Source organism: Actinomadura sediminis (assembly GCF_042675525.1).
GTDB lineage: Bacteria > Actinomycetota > Actinomycetes > Streptosporangiales > Streptosporangiaceae > Spirillospora > Spirillospora sediminis.
Genome location: NZ_JBHTJA010000134.1, coordinates 1 through 16,122 on the forward strand (window position 1 = coordinate 1; position 16,122 = coordinate 16,122).

The 16,122-nt window shown below is 72.5% G+C and carries 17 protein-coding genes, 2 tRNA genes and 1 pseudogene; 15 read left to right on the top strand and 5 right to left on the bottom strand.

From position 1 onward, the window contains the following. The 7 genes and pseudogenes from ACFQ11_RS33895 to ACFQ11_RS33925 form a co-directional block, all read left to right on the top strand. Positions 1-270, top strand: a pseudogene (locus ACFQ11_RS33895) (hypothetical protein); the annotation flags it as partial. Positions 271-574: 304 nt separating this feature from the next. Beyond that, positions 575-889 carry a 50S ribosomal protein L21 gene (rplU, locus tag ACFQ11_RS33900; protein WP_026404357.1) on the top strand — a complete coding sequence of 105 codons (315 nt, stop codon included), beginning with the start codon at positions 575-577 and terminating at the stop codon, positions 887-889. Positions 890-902: 13 nt separating this feature from the next. Then, positions 903-1,160 (top strand): 50S ribosomal protein L27, encoded by a 258-nt coding sequence (gene rpmA, locus ACFQ11_RS33905; RefSeq protein WP_021595697.1) that lies wholly within the window; start codon positions 903-905, stop codon positions 1,158-1,160. A 101-nt stretch (positions 1,161-1,261) separates the two neighbouring features. Next, on the top strand, positions 1,262-2,656 hold the full coding sequence (obgE, locus tag ACFQ11_RS33910; protein ID WP_378306312.1) for a GTPase ObgE: 1,395 nt from the start codon (positions 1,262-1,264) through the stop codon (positions 2,654-2,656). A 16-nt stretch (positions 2,657-2,672) separates the two neighbouring features. Further along, a complete protein-coding gene (proB, locus tag ACFQ11_RS33915; RefSeq protein ID WP_378306315.1) occupies positions 2,673-3,785 on the top strand; it encodes a glutamate 5-kinase in 1,113 nt (370 codons plus the stop codon). A gap of 17 nt (positions 3,786-3,802) precedes the next feature. Continuing rightward, positions 3,803-5,074: a glutamate-5-semialdehyde dehydrogenase gene (locus ACFQ11_RS33920; protein WP_378306317.1), complete on the top strand. Its 1,272-nt coding sequence runs from the start codon at positions 3,803-3,805 to the stop codon at positions 5,072-5,074. A 112-nt stretch (positions 5,075-5,186) separates the two neighbouring features. After that, complete coding sequence (locus ACFQ11_RS33925) at positions 5,187-6,944, top strand: TIGR03767 family metallophosphoesterase (RefSeq protein WP_378306319.1); 1,758 nt, start codon at positions 5,187-5,189, stop codon at positions 6,942-6,944. A gap of 68 nt (positions 6,945-7,012) precedes the next feature. Here the strand turns inward: ACFQ11_RS33925 and ACFQ11_RS33930 are convergent, their stop codons facing one another. Then, positions 7,013-8,044 carry a M48 family metallopeptidase gene (locus ACFQ11_RS33930; protein ID WP_378306321.1) on the bottom strand — a complete coding sequence of 344 codons (1,032 nt, stop codon included), beginning with the start codon at positions 8,042-8,044 and terminating at the stop codon, positions 7,013-7,015. Positions 8,045-8,196: 152 nt separating this feature from the next. Here ACFQ11_RS33930 and ACFQ11_RS33935 point away from each other — a divergent pair, with 152 nt between their 5' ends. From ACFQ11_RS33935 to ACFQ11_RS33955, 5 genes are all read left to right on the top strand, one after another. Next, entirely contained in the window at positions 8,197-9,405 is a 1,209-nt protein-coding gene (locus ACFQ11_RS33935) for an RNA-guided endonuclease InsQ/TnpB family protein (RefSeq protein ID WP_378306323.1), read from the top strand. A 118-nt stretch (positions 9,406-9,523) separates the two neighbouring features. Beyond that, positions 9,524-10,126 (top strand): nicotinate-nucleotide adenylyltransferase, encoded by a 603-nt coding sequence (gene nadD, locus ACFQ11_RS33940; protein ID WP_378306325.1) that lies wholly within the window; start codon positions 9,524-9,526, stop codon positions 10,124-10,126. Between the two features lie 184 nt (positions 10,127-10,310). Next, positions 10,311-10,724, top strand: a complete 414-nt coding sequence (gene rsfS / locus ACFQ11_RS33945) for a ribosome silencing factor (RefSeq protein ID WP_378306327.1) — start codon at positions 10,311-10,313, stop codon at positions 10,722-10,724. Further along, a complete protein-coding gene (locus ACFQ11_RS33950) occupies positions 10,717-11,373 on the top strand; it encodes a histidine phosphatase family protein (protein ID WP_378306329.1) in 657 nt (218 codons plus the stop codon). Before rsfS ends, ACFQ11_RS33950 begins: the two co-directional genes overlap by 8 nt. Positions 11,374-11,452: 79 nt before the next feature. Further along, positions 11,453-11,525 (top strand) — tRNA-Ala (locus ACFQ11_RS33955). Positions 11,526-11,736: 211 nt separating this feature from the next. Here ACFQ11_RS33955 and ACFQ11_RS33960 read toward each other — a convergent pair. Further along, positions 11,737-12,345: a peptidoglycan-binding domain-containing protein gene (locus ACFQ11_RS33960; protein ID WP_378306331.1), complete on the bottom strand. Its 609-nt coding sequence runs from the start codon at positions 12,343-12,345 to the stop codon at positions 11,737-11,739. Positions 12,346-12,761: 416 nt separating this feature from the next. Here ACFQ11_RS33960 and ACFQ11_RS33965 point away from each other — a divergent pair, with 416 nt between their 5' ends. Then, on the top strand, positions 12,762-13,274 hold the full coding sequence (locus ACFQ11_RS33965; protein ID WP_378306333.1) for a hypothetical protein: 513 nt from the start codon (positions 12,762-12,764) through the stop codon (positions 13,272-13,274). A 94-nt stretch (positions 13,275-13,368) separates the two neighbouring features. After that, positions 13,369-13,441: transfer RNA gene (locus tag ACFQ11_RS33970), tRNA-Ala, on the top strand. Positions 13,442-13,575: 134 nt separating this feature from the next. On the opposite strand, the gene ACFQ11_RS33975 is transcribed toward ACFQ11_RS33970, so the two are convergent. From ACFQ11_RS33975 to ACFQ11_RS33985, 3 genes are read right to left on the bottom strand one after another with little or no spacing between them, the layout of a single operon-like run. Continuing rightward, positions 13,576-14,673: a baeRF2 domain-containing protein gene (locus tag ACFQ11_RS33975; RefSeq protein WP_378306335.1), complete on the bottom strand. Its 1,098-nt coding sequence runs from the start codon at positions 14,671-14,673 to the stop codon at positions 13,576-13,578. Positions 14,674-14,727: 54 nt separating this feature from the next. Next, positions 14,728-15,237 carry a DUF1360 domain-containing protein gene (locus ACFQ11_RS33980; RefSeq protein ID WP_378306337.1) on the bottom strand — a complete coding sequence of 170 codons (510 nt, stop codon included), beginning with the start codon at positions 15,235-15,237 and terminating at the stop codon, positions 14,728-14,730. Continuing rightward, positions 15,237-15,593 carry a VOC family protein gene (locus ACFQ11_RS33985; RefSeq protein ID WP_378306339.1) on the bottom strand — a complete coding sequence of 119 codons (357 nt, stop codon included), beginning with the start codon at positions 15,591-15,593 and terminating at the stop codon, positions 15,237-15,239. The genes ACFQ11_RS33980 and ACFQ11_RS33985 overlap by 1 nt, the downstream gene beginning before the upstream one ends. Before the next feature lie 64 nt (positions 15,594-15,657). Here ACFQ11_RS33985 and ACFQ11_RS33990 point away from each other — a divergent pair. Beyond that, positions 15,658-16,122 (top strand): AfsR/SARP family transcriptional regulator (locus ACFQ11_RS33990; RefSeq protein ID WP_378306341.1); only part of this gene is annotated, 465 nt, incomplete at its 3' end.

Genomic DNA, 16,122 nt, shown 5'->3' on the forward strand with positions numbered 1-16,122 from the left:
GCCGAGGAGGCCGCGGACGTCGCGCCGGGCACGCTGGACACCGCCGAGCCCGAGCCCGTCTCGGGGCGGTCGAACGGCTCGTCGAACGGCCTGGCGAACGGCGCCGCGCACGCCGCGGCGCCGGAGGCGGCGCCCGCCGACCGGGCCGCGGCCCCGGCCGAGGCCGCCGAGACCCCGGCCGGGGAGGGCGACGGCGAGGCGGCGGCCCCGCGCCGCCGCACCCGGCGGTCCCGCGTCGCCGCGCAGACCGGCGACGGCGCCGAGGACTGACGCACGGACGGACGTCCCCCGGCCCGGGCGCACGCGTTCGCGTTCGGGTCGGGGCGTCCAGTACACTCGTACTTCGGTGTGCGGTGACGCGCGCCGACACGAACTCGCACCGCGGCCCCGTCCGGGGACCGGCCGGTGCACCCCCCCGCCGATCCGGTGGGGAAAGAGCAGAGAGCGCCGCGGCTTCGGCCCGGCGTGCCGCCTTCGGCCCCGTGCCGGGGGTAGGCCCTCATCCGGGGGCTGGTACAGCCACGCGTGGGACTGGTTCGATCCAGAAGCACGCGAACGACGAGAGGTTTCCGCGGTGTACGCGATTGTCCGCGCAGGCGGCAGGCAGGAGAAGGTCGCCGTCGACGACGTGCTGACCGTCGACAAGCTGGCCGGCGAGGTGGGCTCGACCGTCACGTTCCCGGCCGTGCTGGTCGTGGACGGCGACCGGGTCGTCAGCTCCTCGGCCGACCTGGCCCGCTACGAGGTGACCGCCGAGATCCTCGGCGCGGTCAAGGGTCCGAAGATCAACATCATGCACTACCGGAACAAGACCGGGTACAAGCGGCGGATGGGGCACCGCCAGCCGTACACCGAGGTCAAGATCACCGGTATCGAGTCCGGGAAGTAGGGAGAGCGGTCACATGGCACACAAGAAGGGCGCATCGTCCAGCCGTAACGGTCGCGACTCCAACGCCAAGCGCCTCGGCGTGAAGCGGTTCGGCGGCCAGGTCGTCAACGCCGGCGAGATCATCGTCCGGCAGCGCGGCACGCACTTCCACCCCGGTCCCGGCGTCGGCCGCGGCGGCGACGACACGCTGTTCGCGCTCGTCGCGGGCGCGGTGGAGTTCCGGCGCTACCGCGGCCGCAACGCGGTCAGCGTCGTCCCGCCGGCGGAGTAGTCCGCTTCGGGAAGAGTCTTTCGCAAGGGGCGGACCGTTCGGGTCCGTCCCTTGCGCTGTTTTCAGAGCCCTTCGCGGGGCCGAGCGCAAGGAGAGTCGCCGTGGCCGCTGGTGCGGGAACGGGTGCGCAGTTCGTCGACCGGGTGGTGCTGCACGTCGCCGCGGGCAGCGGCGGGAACGGCTGCGCGTCGATCCACCGGGAGAAGTTCAAGCCGCTCGGCGGACCGGACGGGGCGAACGGCGGCAACGGCGGCGACGTCGTGCTCGTCGTCGACACGAACGCCGCGAGCCTCCTGGAGTACCACCGCCGCCCGCACCGCAAGGCGGGCAACGGCAGGCCGGGGCAGGGCGGGCACCGGACGGGCGCCAACGGCGACGACGTGGTCCTGCCGGTTCCCGACGGCACCGTCGTCAAGGAGGGCGACGAGGTGCTCGCCGACCTGGTCGGCGAGGGCACCCGGTTCGTGATCGCGCGCGGCGGCCGCGGCGGCCTCGGCAACGCGGCGCTGGCCACCGCCAAGCGCAAGGCGCCGGGGTTCGCGCTGCTCGGCGAGCCGGGCGAGGAACGCGACGTCGTCCTGGAGTTGAAGAGCGTCGCGGACGTCGCGCTCGTCGGGTTCCCCAGCGCCGGGAAGTCGTCGCTGATCGCCGCGCTGTCCGCCGCGAAGCCGAAGATCGCCGACTACCCGTTCACCACGCTCGTCCCGAACCTCGGGGTGGTGAGCGCGGGCGACACGACGTTCACGGTCGCCGACGTCCCGGGCCTGATCGAGGGCGCCAGCGAGGGCCGCGGCCTCGGGCTGGAGTTCCTGCGGCACATCGAACGCTCGTCGACGCTCGCGCACGTCCTCGACTGCGCGACGCCCGAGCCCGGACGCGACCCGGTCAGCGACTTCGAGGTCATCGAGCGCGAACTGCAGGCGTACGACCGCGTCCTCGGCGACCGCCCGCTGTCCGACCGTCCGCGCCTGGTGGTGCTGAACAAGGTGGACGTCCCGGACGCGCGCGACCTCGCCGAGCTCGTCCGGCCCGAGTTCGAGGCGCGCGGCCTGCGGGTGTTCGAGGTGTCGGCGGCGACCCACGAGGGGCTGCGGGAGCTGTCGTTCGCGATGGCGGCGATGGTCGCGGAGCACCGCGCGAGCCTGCCCCCGGCCGAGCCGACCCGCATCGTGATCCGGCCGGAACCGGTCGGCGGCGGCGCCGAGTTCGAGGTGCGGCCGATGGGCGAGAACACCTACCTGATCACCGGGACGAAGCCCGTCCGGTGGCTGCGGCAGACCGACTTCCAGAACGAGGAGGCCGTCGGGTACCTCGCCGACCGCCTCGCGCGGCTCGGCATCGAGGACGCGCTCCGCGAGGCGGGCGCCGAGGCCGGGGCGACCGTCATGATCGGCACCGTGGACGACTCCGTGGTGTTCGACTGGGAGCCCGACATCCCGGCCGGGGACGCCGCCGCCGGCCCGCGCGGCACCGATCGCCGGCTCGACGGCCGCTGACCCGGGAGGGACGTTCGTGACCGAACGCGCGGAGATCGCGAAGGCGCGCCGGATCGTGGTCAAGGCGGGCTCGTCGTCGCTGACCACGCCGCAGGGGACGATCGACGCCGCCCGCATCGACGCCCTCGTGGACGTGCTGGCGGCCCGCCGGGACGCGGGCGCGGAGATCGTGTTCGTGTCGTCGGGGGCGATCGCGGCCGGGCTCGGCCCGCTCGGGCTGACGCGGCGCCCGTCCGACCTCGCGACCCAGCAGGCGGCGGCGAGCGTGGGGCAGGGCGCGCTGTTCGCCCGCTACACGTCGTCGTTCGCCCGGTACGGCGTCACGGTCGGGCAGGTGCTGCTGACCGCCGACGACATGATGCGCCGCTCCCACCACCGCAACGCGCAGCGGACGCTCGCGCAGCTCCTCGCCCTGGGGGTGCTGCCGATCGTCAACGAGAACGACACGGTCGCCACAGACGAGATCCGGTTCGGCGACAACGACCGCCTCGCGGCGCTCGTCGCCCACCTGACCCGCGCCGACGCGCTCGTCCTGCTGTCGGACGTGGACGCCCTGTACACGGGCGACCCGCGGCAGCCGGGCGCCCGCCGCATCACCGACGTCCGGTCCCCGGCGGACTTGGACGGGGTGGAGCTGGGCGGGTCGGGACGCGTCGGCACCGGCGGCATGGTCACCAAGGTCGAGGCGGCCCGCATCGCGGGGATCCCGGTGGTGCTGACGAACGCCGCGTCGGCCGCGCGCGCCGTCGCGGGCGACCGCGTCGGCACGCTGTTCCACCCCGTGGACGACCGCCGCCGCGCCACCCGGCACCTGTGGCTGGCGCACGCCACCACCGGGCAGGGCCGCATCGTGCTCGATCCGGGCGCGGTCGACGCGGTCGTCCGGCGCGGCAAGTCGCTGCTGCCCGCGGGCGTCACGGGCGTGGAGGGCGACTTCGCGGCGGGCGACCCGGTGGACCTGTGCGGCGCGGACGGGCGGGTGGTCGCGCGCGGCCTGGCGAACTATGACGCGTCGGAGATTCCCGAGCTGATGGGCCGCTCCACCCGCTGGCTGGCGCGCGAGCTGGGCGCCGAGTACGAACGCGAGATAATCCACCGCGACCACCTCGTGGTGCTGACCGATCGTTGACCGGAGAGGAACGTCGGATGAGCGAGCAGGACCGGGAACGCGAGGAGTTCCTGCGGGTGGCGCGGACCGCCCGCGACGCCGCCGCGGGGCTGGCGCCGCTGCCGCGCGCCGCGAAGGACGCCGCGCTGCACGCGATCGCGGACGCGCTGGTGGACGGGGCCGCGCGGATCGTCAAGGCGAACGAGACGGACGTCGCGCGGGCCCGCGAGAACGGCACCCCCGAGTACATGATCGACCGGCTGAGCCTGTCGGCGGAGCGGATCGCCGCGATCGCCGAGGCCGTCCGGGAGGTCGCGGCGCTGCCGGACCCGGTGGGGGAGACGGTGCGCGGGAACGTCCTGCCGAACGGCCTGGAGCTGCGGCAGGTCCGGGTGCCGCTGGGCGTCGTCGGGATCATCTACGAGGGCCGCCCGAACGTCACCGTGGACGCCGCCGCGCTGTGCCTGAAGAGCGGGAACGTCGCGATGCTGCGGGGCTCGTCGTCGGCGTACGAGTCGAACTCGGTGCTGGTGACGGTGATGCAGGAGGCGCTGCGCGGGACGGACGTCCCGGCGGACGCGGTGCAGCTCGTCCCCGGCACGTCCCGTGACTCGGTCAAGCACCTGATGCGCGCGCGCGGGCTCGTGGACGTGCTGATCCCGCGCGGCGGCGCGTCGCTGATCAATTCGGTGGTGGAGGAGTCGACCGTCCCCGTGATCGAGACCGGGGTGGGGAACTGCTCGGTCTACGTCGACGCCGCCGCCGACCTGGACACGGCGCTGGACATCCTCGTGAACTCGAAGACGCAGCGTCCGTCCGTCTGCAACGCCGCGGAGACGTTCCTTGTGCACGCGGACGTGGCCGACGAGTTCGTCCCGCGCGCGCTTGCGGCGCTCAAGGAGAAGGGCGTCACCGTCCACGGCGACGAGCGGATCCGCTCGTTCGACGGCGACGTCGTCGAGGCGACCGAGGACGACTGGTACGCCGAGTACCTGTCCCTCGACATCGCCGCCCGCGTCGTCGGTTCCCTGGACGACGCCGTCGCGCACATCCGCCGGTACGGGTCGGGCCACACGGAGGCGATCGTGACGACGTCGCAGTCCGCCGCCCGCCGCTTCACCGCGCTCGTCGACTCGGCGGCCGTGATGGTGAACGCCTCCACCCGGTTCACCGACGGCGGCGAGTTCGGGTTCGGCGCGGAGATCGGCATCTCGACGCAGAAGCTGCACGCGCGCGGCCCGATGGGCCTGCCGGAGCTGACGTCGACGAAGTACGTGGTCACGGGCGACGGGCACCTGCGCGGGGCCTGAGTCGGGGCCGCCACGTCCGCTGGGGGTCCGCGGCGGTTGATCCGAGAGTTATTCACTTATGTGACATCTTGGGGCTTGATGTCACTCGTGCCGGTGTGGTCTGATCCACAGCGTGACTCGTGAGATCAGCCGCCGCCGCGTCCTGCGGGGCGCCGCCCTGGGGGCGGGGATCGCCGCCACCGGGCTCACCGCCTTCCCGGCCCGCGCCGCGACCGCCCCCCGCCTGCGCGGGCCGGTCGCCGGCACGACCCTCGACCGCACCTACCTCCTCGGCGCCCCGGGCGCGGGCGGCTACCGCAAGGTCGTCGCCGGCCCGGGGGAGCCGCACGTCCTGCGCCGCGACCTCGGCGGCACCGCGTCGCCCGGACGGGCCGCGCGCCGCCGGGGCCTCCTGGCGTTCGGGCACCTCACCGACGTGCACGTGATCGACGCGCAGTCCCCGGCGCGCGTCGAGTTCGTCGACCGGTTCAAGGACGCGCTGAGCGTCCTGCCCGTCGAGGGCGCCTACCGGCCGCAGGAGATCCTCTCCACCCACATCGCCGAGGCCATGGTCCGGGCGATGAACGCCGTCGGGCGCGGCCCCGCGACCGGCCTCGACCTCGCGTTCGTCATCAACACCGGAGACGCGGCCGACAACGTCCAGTACAACGAGACCCGCTGGATCATCGACCTGCTCGACGGCGAACGCGTCCGTCCCGACTCCGGGGACCCGAACCGGTACGAAGGCGTCATGGACGCCGCCGCCTACGACCGCGCCTACTGGCACCCCGAGGGCCCGCCGCCCGGCGCCGAGCCCGACCTGCCGATGACGCGGCACGGCTTCCCCCGCGTCCGGGGCCTCATGGACGCCGCCCGGCGCCCCTTCCAGGCGACCGGCCTGCAGGCGCCCTGGTACGCGGTGTTCGGCAACCACGACGGCCTCGTCCAGGGCAACCTGCCCACCAACCCGCTGGTCACCGCCCTCGCCACCGGCGGCATCAAGATCGGCGCCCCGGCCGACGCGGCGCAGGCCGAACGGCTCGCCCGCATGATCACCGACGCGGACGGACGCGAACTGGTGCGGCTGAGCCGCGCCCGCGGGGCGTCCGGTGGCGGCCTGTTCCGGCCGGTCACCCCCGACCCCGACCGGCGGATGCTGTCGCGCGCCGAGGTCGTCCGCGAGCACTTCGGCACGAGCGCGTCCCCGCGCGGCCACGGCTTCACCGCCGCCAACCTCCGCGACGGGACGGCGTACTACGCGTTCGACCAGGGCGTCGTGCGGGGCATCGCGCTCGACACCGTCAACCCCAACGGCTACTCCGAAGGCTCCCTCGACCGCGCCCAGCTCGCCTGGCTGGAGGACGAGCTCAAGGCCGGCAGCCGCCGCTACCGCGACGCCCGCGGCGAACTCGTCGCGCACAACGTCAGGGACCGGCTGTTCGTCCTGTTCAGCCACCACCCGATCGCCTCCCTCGGCAACCCGCTCGGCGGCGACCGGGTCCTCGGCGACGAGGTGAAGGCCCTCCTGCTGCGCTACCCGAACGTCGTCCTGTGGGTGAACGGCCACACCCACCGCAACGAGGTCGTCCCGCACGCGCGTGAGGGCGCCGCAGGCGGCTTCTGGGAGGTCAACACGGCCGCGCACATCGACTTCCCGCAGCAGAGCCGCATCGTCGAGCTCGCCGACAACGGCGACGGCACCCTGTCGATCTTCGCGACCGTCCTCGACTCCGCCGGCCCCGCCTCCCACGGCGGCCGGCTCGGCGACCCCGTCCGGCTGGCGTCCCTCGCCCGCGAACTCGCCGGCAACGACTGGCAGGACACCCCGGACGAGCGCCGCGGCGCCACCGGCGACCGCAACGTCGAACTGATCGTCCCCCGGCCGTTCTAGGCGTCCCGGAACGCCCGAAGGGCCGCCGTGTCCGTGCCACGGCGGCCCTTCGCCTCTTCCCGCCGGTCCTAGTTGCCGTTCGAACCGTTGGGGCGCCGGGTGATGCGGTCGAACAGGCCGCCCGCCGCGCCCGCCGCCGCGTCCGCCATGTCGCGGACCTTGCCCACGAACGGGTCGGCCGTCTGCTCCCACGACTCCCGGTACGACCGGGCCGCGTTCTTCACCTCGTCGGTGACCTTCGCGCTGCCGTCGTCCTCGCGGCGCGGGTAGTCGCCGGCGAGGATCCGCTCGTACTCGCCGCTGCGCGCCCACCGGTCGATCTCCGCGAACCGGATCACCGCGAACGGGTGCGACTGCGGCAGCAGGTTCAGGAACTTCAGCAGCCCGTCCCGGACGTCGCCTGCCGCGTCGTACTCGCGGGCCTGCTCCAGGAACGCCTCGGCGCTCATCTCCGACAGCTTCGTCCCGCCCGCGAGCTTCATGTTCACGCGCTTGGCGGCGTCCAGGTCCTGCCCGGCGAGCAGCCCCGCGCGGTCGGACGACAGCTCGGCCTTGCGGAACCACTCCCGCAGCCCGATGATGATCGCCGCGATGCCCACGTTGCCGAGGGGCAGCCACGCCAGCCGCGACCCCAGCCCGATCAGGATCTGCATCATCGTCTGGTAGACCGCGTGCCCGGACAGGATGTGCCCCACCTCGTGCCCGACGACGAACCGCAGTTCCTCGTCGTCCAGCAGGTCGATCAGCCCCGTGTTGATCACGATGAAGGGGTGGTCGGAACCCAGCGCCATCGCGTTCGGGGTCGGGTCCTGCTTGACGAAGACGTCGGGCACCTCCTTCAGGTCCAGGATGTAGGCGGCGTCCCGCACCATGTCGTGCAGGTGGTGGAACTGGTTCTCGCCGACCCGGACGGTCCCGCCGAGGAACATCAGCCTGATGGCCCGCTCGTTGACCAGTCCCGACAGCTTGCGCAGGACGACGTCGAACCCGGACAGCGAGCGCAGCGCCACCAGCGCCGAGCGGTCCGCCGGGTGTTCGTAGGCCCGGGAGCTGATCCCGGGGAAGCGCTTGCGTGCTCGATCCGGTGTGTTCTCCGTCATCAGGACTCCTTCGTGGATGCCCCGGCCTCCAAGCCGGGAAGGAAACGAAACTCCCGCAGGACAGGGGCGGGGAAAGGCGGTTCATCACGGGGCGGACCGCCCTCCACCGCGCGAGTGCGCAACTCGACTGGTCTGGCGCTACGGTATGTGACATGGCGTGCACGGTGAAGCGGGCGTTCAGATACCGCTTCTACCCCACCGGCGAGCAGGCGGCCGAACTGTTGCGCACGTTCGGGTGTGTGCGTCTGGTGTACAACCGGGCGCTGGAGGAACGGACGCGGGCGTGGTACGGCGAGCAGCGGCGTGTGACCTATGCGGAGTCGTCGGCTGCGCTGACCGCGTGGAAGAAGACCGGCGAGCTGGCGTTCCTGAACGAGGTGTCGAGCGTGCCGTTGCAGCAGGCGCTGCGGCATCTGCAGACGGCGTTCACGAACTTCTTCGCCGGGCGCGCGAGGTATCCGCGTTTCAAGTCGCGTAAGAAGTCCCGGCAGAGTGCGGAGTACACGCGGTCGGCGTTCAAGTGCCGTGATGGTGAGCTGACCTTGGCGAAGATGCCCGGGGCGTTGGACATCGTGTGGTCGCGGCCGCTGCCTGCGGGGTCGGAGCCGTCCACGGTGACGGTGTCCAGGGACGCGGCCGGGCGGTGGTTCGTGTCGATCCTGTGCGAGGACCGTGTCACCGGTCCGGCCCCGGCCGAGCGTGCGGTGGGCGTCGACGCCGGGCTGACGTCGCTGGTGACGTTGTCGACGGGGGAGAAGGTCGCCAACCCTCGGTACGAGCGCCGCGACCGCCGACGCCTCGCCCGCGCGCAGAAAGACCTGGCGCGTAAGGTCAAAGGGTCGGCGAACCGGGACAAGGCCCGCCGGAAGGTCGCGCGAATTCATGCGCGGATCGCCGACCGGCGGAGGGATCACCTGCACAAGCTGTCGACTCGGCTCGTCCACGAGAACCAAGTGGTCGTGATCGAGGACCTGGGCGTCCGCAACATGGTCAAGAACCGCTCCCTCGCCCGGGCGATCTCGGACGTGGCGTGGCGGGAGCTGCGGTCGATGCTGGAGTGCAAGGCCGGCTGGTACGGCCGTGAGCTCGTGGTGATCGACCGGTGGTTCCCCAGCAGCAAGCTGTGCTCGGAATGCGGGACGGTCGCGGGGGAGCTGCCCCTCGGTGCGAGGGAGTGGCGGTGCCGTTGCGGTGCGGTCCATGACCGTGACGTCAACGCCGCCCGTAATCTTCTGGCCGCCGGGCTGGCGGTGTCCGCCTGTGGAGACGGTGTGAGACCTCAACGGGAGTCCTCCCGGACGGGGCGGTCGTCGGTGAAGCAGGAAACCCAGCGGTCGACCGCTGGACTCCTCCGCCTTTAGGCGAAGGAAGAAGTCAAGTCAGGCATGGTAGTTCCGACGAACCGGCGCGCCACAGGGTTCCCGCCGGACGCCGGGGTGAACGTTCCGGCCGCCTCACCCGCTGGCTATTCTCGTCGTCATGACGCAAAAGCGGCGGCTCGGGATCATGGGCGGCACGTTCGACCCGATCCACCACGGGCACCTGGTGGCCGCCAGCGAGGTGGCGCACTTCTTCTCGCTGGACGAAGTGATCTTCGTCCCCACCGGCCGTTCGTCCCACAAGGAGGGGCGCAAGGTCGCCGCCGCCGAGGACCGCTACCTCATGGCCGTGATCGCCACCGCCTCCAACCCGCGCTTCTCCGTCAGCCGCGTCGACATCGACCGTCCCGGCCCCACCTACACCGTCGACACGCTGCGCGACATCCGGGACATTCAGGGCCCCGACGCCGACCTGTTCTTCATCACCGGCGCCGACGCGCTCGAGAAGATGCTCACCTGGCACGACACCGACGAACTGTTCGGCCTCGCCCACTTCATCGGCGTCACCCGTCCTGGCCACCGCCTCGCCGACCCCGGCCTGCCCAACGGGCGCGTGTCGCTGATGGAGGTCCCGGCGCTGTCGATCTCCTCCACCGAGTGCCGCGACCGCGTCCACTCCGGCGAGCCGATCTGGTACCTCGTCCCCGACGGGATCGTCCAGTACATCAACAAGCGCGGGCTCTACCGCGACGACGCCTCCTGACCTGCGCGGGGATCCGCACGGCTCGTCCGTCCGGCGTTCCCCCGCGGTGCGTGGCCCCGCATACCCTGGAGTGGGAAGGGCCGCGTGCGAACGCGGCCGGACGGCAAATTGATCGGGCCGTCGGCCCCCGCCCGTGAGATGGTGGAGCCGAGACGACCCCTACAGGGAGGATCGCGAGCGCATCGTGACCGCATCCGAAAGGGCCGCAACGCTGGTCCGGATCGCCGCGGAGGCGGCGGGAGACAAGCTGGCCGACGACATCCTGGCCTACGACGTGAGCGAGCAGCTCGTCATCACCGACGCGTTCGTGCTCTGCTCCGCCCCCAACGACCGCCAGGTCCGCGCCATCGTGGACGAGGTCGAGAAGCGGCTCCGCGAGGAGGCCGACGCCAAGCCCGTCCGCCGCGAGGGCGAGCGGGAGGGCCGCTGGGTGCTCCTCGACTACGCCGACGTCATCGTGCACATCCAGCACGAAGAGGACCGCGTGTTCTACGCGCTCGAGCGTCTCTGGAAGGACTGCCCGGTGATCGACCTGCCCGACTCCGTCACCGCGCACCAGGCGCAGCGGGCCCGGACCGTCGGGAGCGCGAGTGAGTGACGCGCGCCGCGCGCCCGGCAGGCGCCGCCTCGTCCTGTGGCGGCACGGCCAGACGGCCTGGAACGTCGAGAACCGCTTCCAGGGCAAGACCGACATCCCCCTGGACGAGACCGGGATCCAGCAGGCCCGCCGCGCCGCCCGCCTCCTCGCCGGGCTGCACCCGACCGAACTGCTGGCGTCCCCGCTGCAGCGCGCGTCCGTCACCGCGGCCTGCCTCGCCGAGGTCACCGGCCTGCCCGTCCACTACGACCGCGACCTGATCGAGCGCGACGGCGGCGAGTGGGAGGGCCTCACCGGCCGCGAGATCCGCGAACGCTACCCCGCCGAGCACGCCGCCTGGCAGCCGCCCGGCGGCGAGACCAGCGCCCAGGTCGCCAAGCGCGTCGGCGCCGCGCTCGACCGCGCCCTCGACGACCTGCCCGCCACGGGCACGCTCGTCGTCGCGTCCCACGGCGCCGCGCTCCGCCTCGGCATGTCGCACCTGCTCGGCCTCCCCGAGAGCGTGTGGGAGCGTCTCGGGGGGCTGTCGAACTGCTGCTGGTCCGTCCTCACCGAGATGCGGGACGGCGGCTGGCGGCTCGCCGAACACAACGCCGGGACCCTCCCCGAACCCGTCCTCGGCGACGACAGGACCGACAACGGCGCCTGAGAAGAAACGATTCGTGTCCCGTCACCGAAGTCCGATACACTGGCGGAGCCCTGCGGGATGAACGTCCACGCAGCGGCGCGGGGCTATGGCGCAGTTGGTAGCGCGCCTCCATGGCATGGAGGAGGTCTGGGGTTCGAATCCCCATAGCTCCACGTTCTTATCGCGGCGAAGGCCGCCGGGGCCCTGGGGGCCCGCGGCGGCCTTCGCCGTTCGCGGTCTCGCCCCGCCCGGGGGCTCGCCGCGCGATCGGATCTCGCGAGCTCGAATGCGGCTTCGCTCGTGCGGGCGGCCGCCCTGCGGCGGGGGTACAGGGCGGCCGGTGGTTCGGCGTCGTCGCCTACCGGTGCGGGGTCGGCCGATCTGCTAGAGGCCGGGTGTGTTGCGCTGCTCGGCGCCCCGGGCCATCGCGGCGCGGAACGTCTGCGGGCCGAAGATGCCGTCGACGTCGATCTGCTTGCGCCGCTGGAACGCGCGGACGGCGCGCTCGGTGGCGGCGCCGTACCAGCCGTCGACCTTGAGGTTCCGGTCCTGCAGGGCCTTCATCGCGGACTGGACGCCCTTGACGATGTGCGCCTTCCCGGTGTTCGGGCCGGCGCCCGGGAGGACCTCGCCGGTGTCGTGCCGGATCTCGCTCATGGTCTCGGCGGTGACGGTGCCCTGCGGGTCGACGTCGACGGCGCGGGCCTTCTGGTACCGCTTGACGTCGTCGACCATGTCGCGAAGGTAGACGTCGCCGTTCGACGCCGCCGGGTTGCAGTTGCCGTAGAAGCGGATCTGCGTGAGCGCGCAGCGGACGAAGGCGACGCGGTAACCCTCGTCCCCGACGTCGAGCTCGACCCACGGCTGGACCTCGATGGCCTTCACGACCCGCGGGTCGGTGTCCGGGCCGTCGGCGGACGCCGTGCCGGCGCCGGCGACCGCCGTCAGCGCGGCCGCCGCGAGCACGAGCATCGTGCGAAGCAGGATCTTCATATGAACCCCCAGTTCATCGGGTGGATCCTGACAATCGGATGTGATGGGGGCGTTCGACTAATGGTTCGGCCGTGTTGCGTAAAATTGGAAGAGAGTCCGACGGATTCAAGCGGGTTCGGGTTTACGTAGATCATCAAACTTTGCCGAAAATGGAGCCGGGCGAAGCAATGATCGCGATCTTAATGGAGATCGCCGATCTGTGTCGGCATATATCATGACTTGCTGTCAGGGCAGGTCGCCGGGTGGGCATGTGGCGCGGGGGGCGGACGGGACGTGCCTCCGGGGCGTCGCGGTAAATGCGCACGCAAAACGTTGATCACGGGGACGGACGCCTTTGCCTCGCGTGCGCTTGCCGGTCTTGATCATGCGGGAACAGTCGTCGGTGGCGATGCCGATCGAGATGAGGGGTAGCCCCAATGAGAGCTCGTATCACCGGAAGAGCGACCCTGCCCGCCGTCGTGGCCGCCTCGGTCGTGGCGGCGGCGGCGCCCGCGGCGGCGCAGGTGGCGGTGCCGGCGGCGGCGATGGACCCGGCCCCGGTCGCGGTGCCGGTGGAGAAGAACAAGGACTGCGAGCGGGGCCTGGAGCTCCTGAAGCAGATCAAGGTCCTGCCCGGGCAGCCGGACCTCGCCAAGACCCTGTGCACGCTCGACGCCGACAAGTCGTCGAGCGAGGAAGAGCCCGCCAAGCCCCGGGGGCTCCAGATGCCCCGCGACTACACGCCGCCCGCCGCCGGGCAGCCCACCGAGCAGAACACCCGCGCCCACGACGTGGCCGAGCACCAGGACAAGCTCCTCGGGCTGCCCATGGACTGGCCGGAGGGCCTCACCGTCTGGGTCCCGACGTTCCAGCAGGGCGAGTGGCACTCCTACAGCAACAGCGCCGCGGGCGGCGCCGGGCAGGACAAGCCCGCCGCGCCCATCCGCTGACGCGTCACGCGGGCCGCGGGGCGCGGGGCGTCGTGCCCCCGCGGCCCGCGTTCCGAGCGGTGTCCAACGTGCACTAAGCTCTTCACTGCACCGAGGGGCTATGGCGCAGTTGGTAGCGCGCCTCCATGGCATGGAGGAGGTCTGGGGTTCGAATCCCCATAGCTCCACGTGTTCATTGCGGCGAAGGCCGCCGGGGCCCTGGAGGGCCGCGGCGGCCTTCGCCGTTTGCGGTCGCCGCATCGCTTCGGCCGAGCCAAGGGTGGCCGGGGTCTCCTCCTCGGTCCGGCCGGGGGCGTCGGGTTCAGGCTGTGAAGCGGAGGACGGCGCCTATCTCGTGGTGTTCGCCGCCGTTCGAGGGGAGCACCACCAGTTCGCCGTCGGTGGCGGCGACGGCGCGGACGAGCGCGGCGTCCGCGCGGTCCTCGTGGACGTCCGTGACGCCGAACTCGGTGCGCAGCTCCTCGGGGGACGACGCGAGCTGGACCGGGTCGGGCCCGAACCACAGGCTCTCCTCGGAGACGAGGTCCTCGTCCAGCAGCAGGGTCTCGACCTGCCCGTTGCGGACCGCCTCGACGGTCGCGGGGATGCCGGACACGGCCCGCTGGCCGTTGGCGAGCTCCCGGTCGAAGCGTTCGGCGACCGTCATGACGTGCTCGGCCGTCTTGAGCTTCAGGATCCGGTTCAGCTCCGCCTCCAGCTCCGGATCATGGACGTCGGTGTTGCGGTCGAGCTCGACGGCGTGCTCGAGGACGCTCTCGGAGACCTCCTCCAGGACGGCCGAGCGGGCGCGGGTGTCGCCGGCGATCACCACGGCCTGCGCGCCGCAGCGTTCGGCGGCGCGGTCGATCTCGTGGGCGACCTTCTTGGCGTTCATCTTCCAGACGTTCTCGGACGAGCGCTGGAACCGGGACTGGTTCCAGTCGCCGGCCTTCGTCTTGCGGATCGGGTACTCCTCGTCCCCGTCGACGTCGATGTGCTCGTGCCGTCCGTCGGCGGACACGCAGTCGATCGCGCCGCCCCGGCGGTCCACGACGGCGACCAGGTGCGGGAACCGTTCGCCGCGTTCGGCCAGGTACGGCAGGACGTGGGGGAGCGGGGCCAGCCGCGCGTGGGGCGCGCGGGGCGGGCCGGGGAGCCGCTCGGCGTACACGACCTCCCCGCCCGCCGCGAAGATCACTAGCCCTTCGGAGCGGCGCCGCGCCATCTCGTCCTGGATGGTCGCCTCGACCGCGCGGAGGGTGTCGGCGGGGGTGCCCTGCTCCTCCAGTTCGGTGCGCAGCGCCCGCCACCGCAGTTCGGCGGCCTTGGAGGCGTCCTCTGTGGTCCGGGAGAGATCGGCGTACACCGACGCGTAGGGGCCCGGATGCCGGTACAGCGTCTTGAGGAATGACAGCTCCATGGAGTCGCCGTACCCGTTCCATATGGGGCAAACGTAAAGAATGGGGCGCCCGGGTCAGCCCTCCGCGGCCTGCTGCAGCCGCGCGTACGCCAGTTGCAGCCAGTCCGACGCGGCCACGGCCGTCATGGTCGCCCCCGCGAACCGGGTGGTCTCGGGCGCGAACACCAGCCCCGCCGCGTAGGCCGTCGCCACCCACTGGCCCGTGCAGAACGGGCAGGTGAGCAGCTCGCCGACGGCGTGCCGGGCGCCGTGCCCCCGCACCTCCTCGGCCACCTCGGACGGGCCGGACGTCCCCGAGTAGCGGGTGAACGGGGCGCGCAGCGGGCTCGTCACCGGGTCCTTGGCGATCAGCCGGGAAAGCTTGTGCGTGGTGATCGCCATCAGCGCCAGGTCGCCCGCTCCGACGGCCGGCACCCGGTCCCGGAACCGCTTCGCCAGCACCGCCAGCGCCCCGGCGGACACCGCGTACACGGCCATGGTGCCCAGGTACGAGCCGAGCGGCCGGTCCTCGCCGCCCGCGTAGCGTTCCTTCTCCTTGCGGGCCGTGTCGACGACGGCGTTCATCACTCCTCCTTCTCCGGGGGGACGATCAGGCAGAACTCGTTGCCCTGCGGGTCGGTCAGCACCGTCGTGAGCCAGCCGTTGTCCACGAACGGGCCCCGGACGACGCGCGCCCCCAGGCCCGTGACCCGCGCGACCTCGGCGTCCATGTCGGCGACCCGCAGATCCGGGTGCACCCGGTTCTTGCCGGACTTCGGCTCGGGGACGCGCTGCAGCAGCATCGTCGGGTTCCGGCCCCGCGGGTCGGTCAGCGACACGTACGGCTCGTGCAAGGGGCCGCGCTCGTAGCCGAGCGCCGCGGCCCAGAAGCCGGCGAGGGAAACGGGATCGGCACAGTCCATGACGATGACGACTTCCATCCCGGTCCGTTACCCGGCGTGGGCCGTCCACACATCGGGGACAATGGCCCCGGAAAGGGGACACGTGCGCATCGGCATCCTGGGCCCGCTCGTCGTGCGGGACGCGTCCGGGCGGCCCGTCGAGGTCGGCGGCCGGAGGCTGCGCGCCCTGCTCGTCCGGCTCGCGATCGACGCGGGCCGGCCCGTCTCGGCGGCGCGCCTCCTGGACGACCTGTGGGACGGCGACCCGCCCGGCGGCAACGCCCTGCAGGCGCTCGTCTCCCGGCTCCGCGGCGCGGCCGGCCGGGACGTCGTCGAGCACGGCCCCGCCGGATACCGCCTCGGCGTCGACCCCGGCGAGGTGGACGCCGTCGCGTTCGAGCGCGCCGTCGCCGCCGCCCGCCGGACCGACGACCCGGCGCGGCGGGCCGACGAGCTGCGCCGCGCCCTCGGCCTGTGGCGCGGCCCCGCGCTCGCCGACGTCGCCGAGGACGACATCGCCCGCCGCGCCGCCGCGCGCCTGGACGAGCTGCGGCTCGCCGCCGTCGAG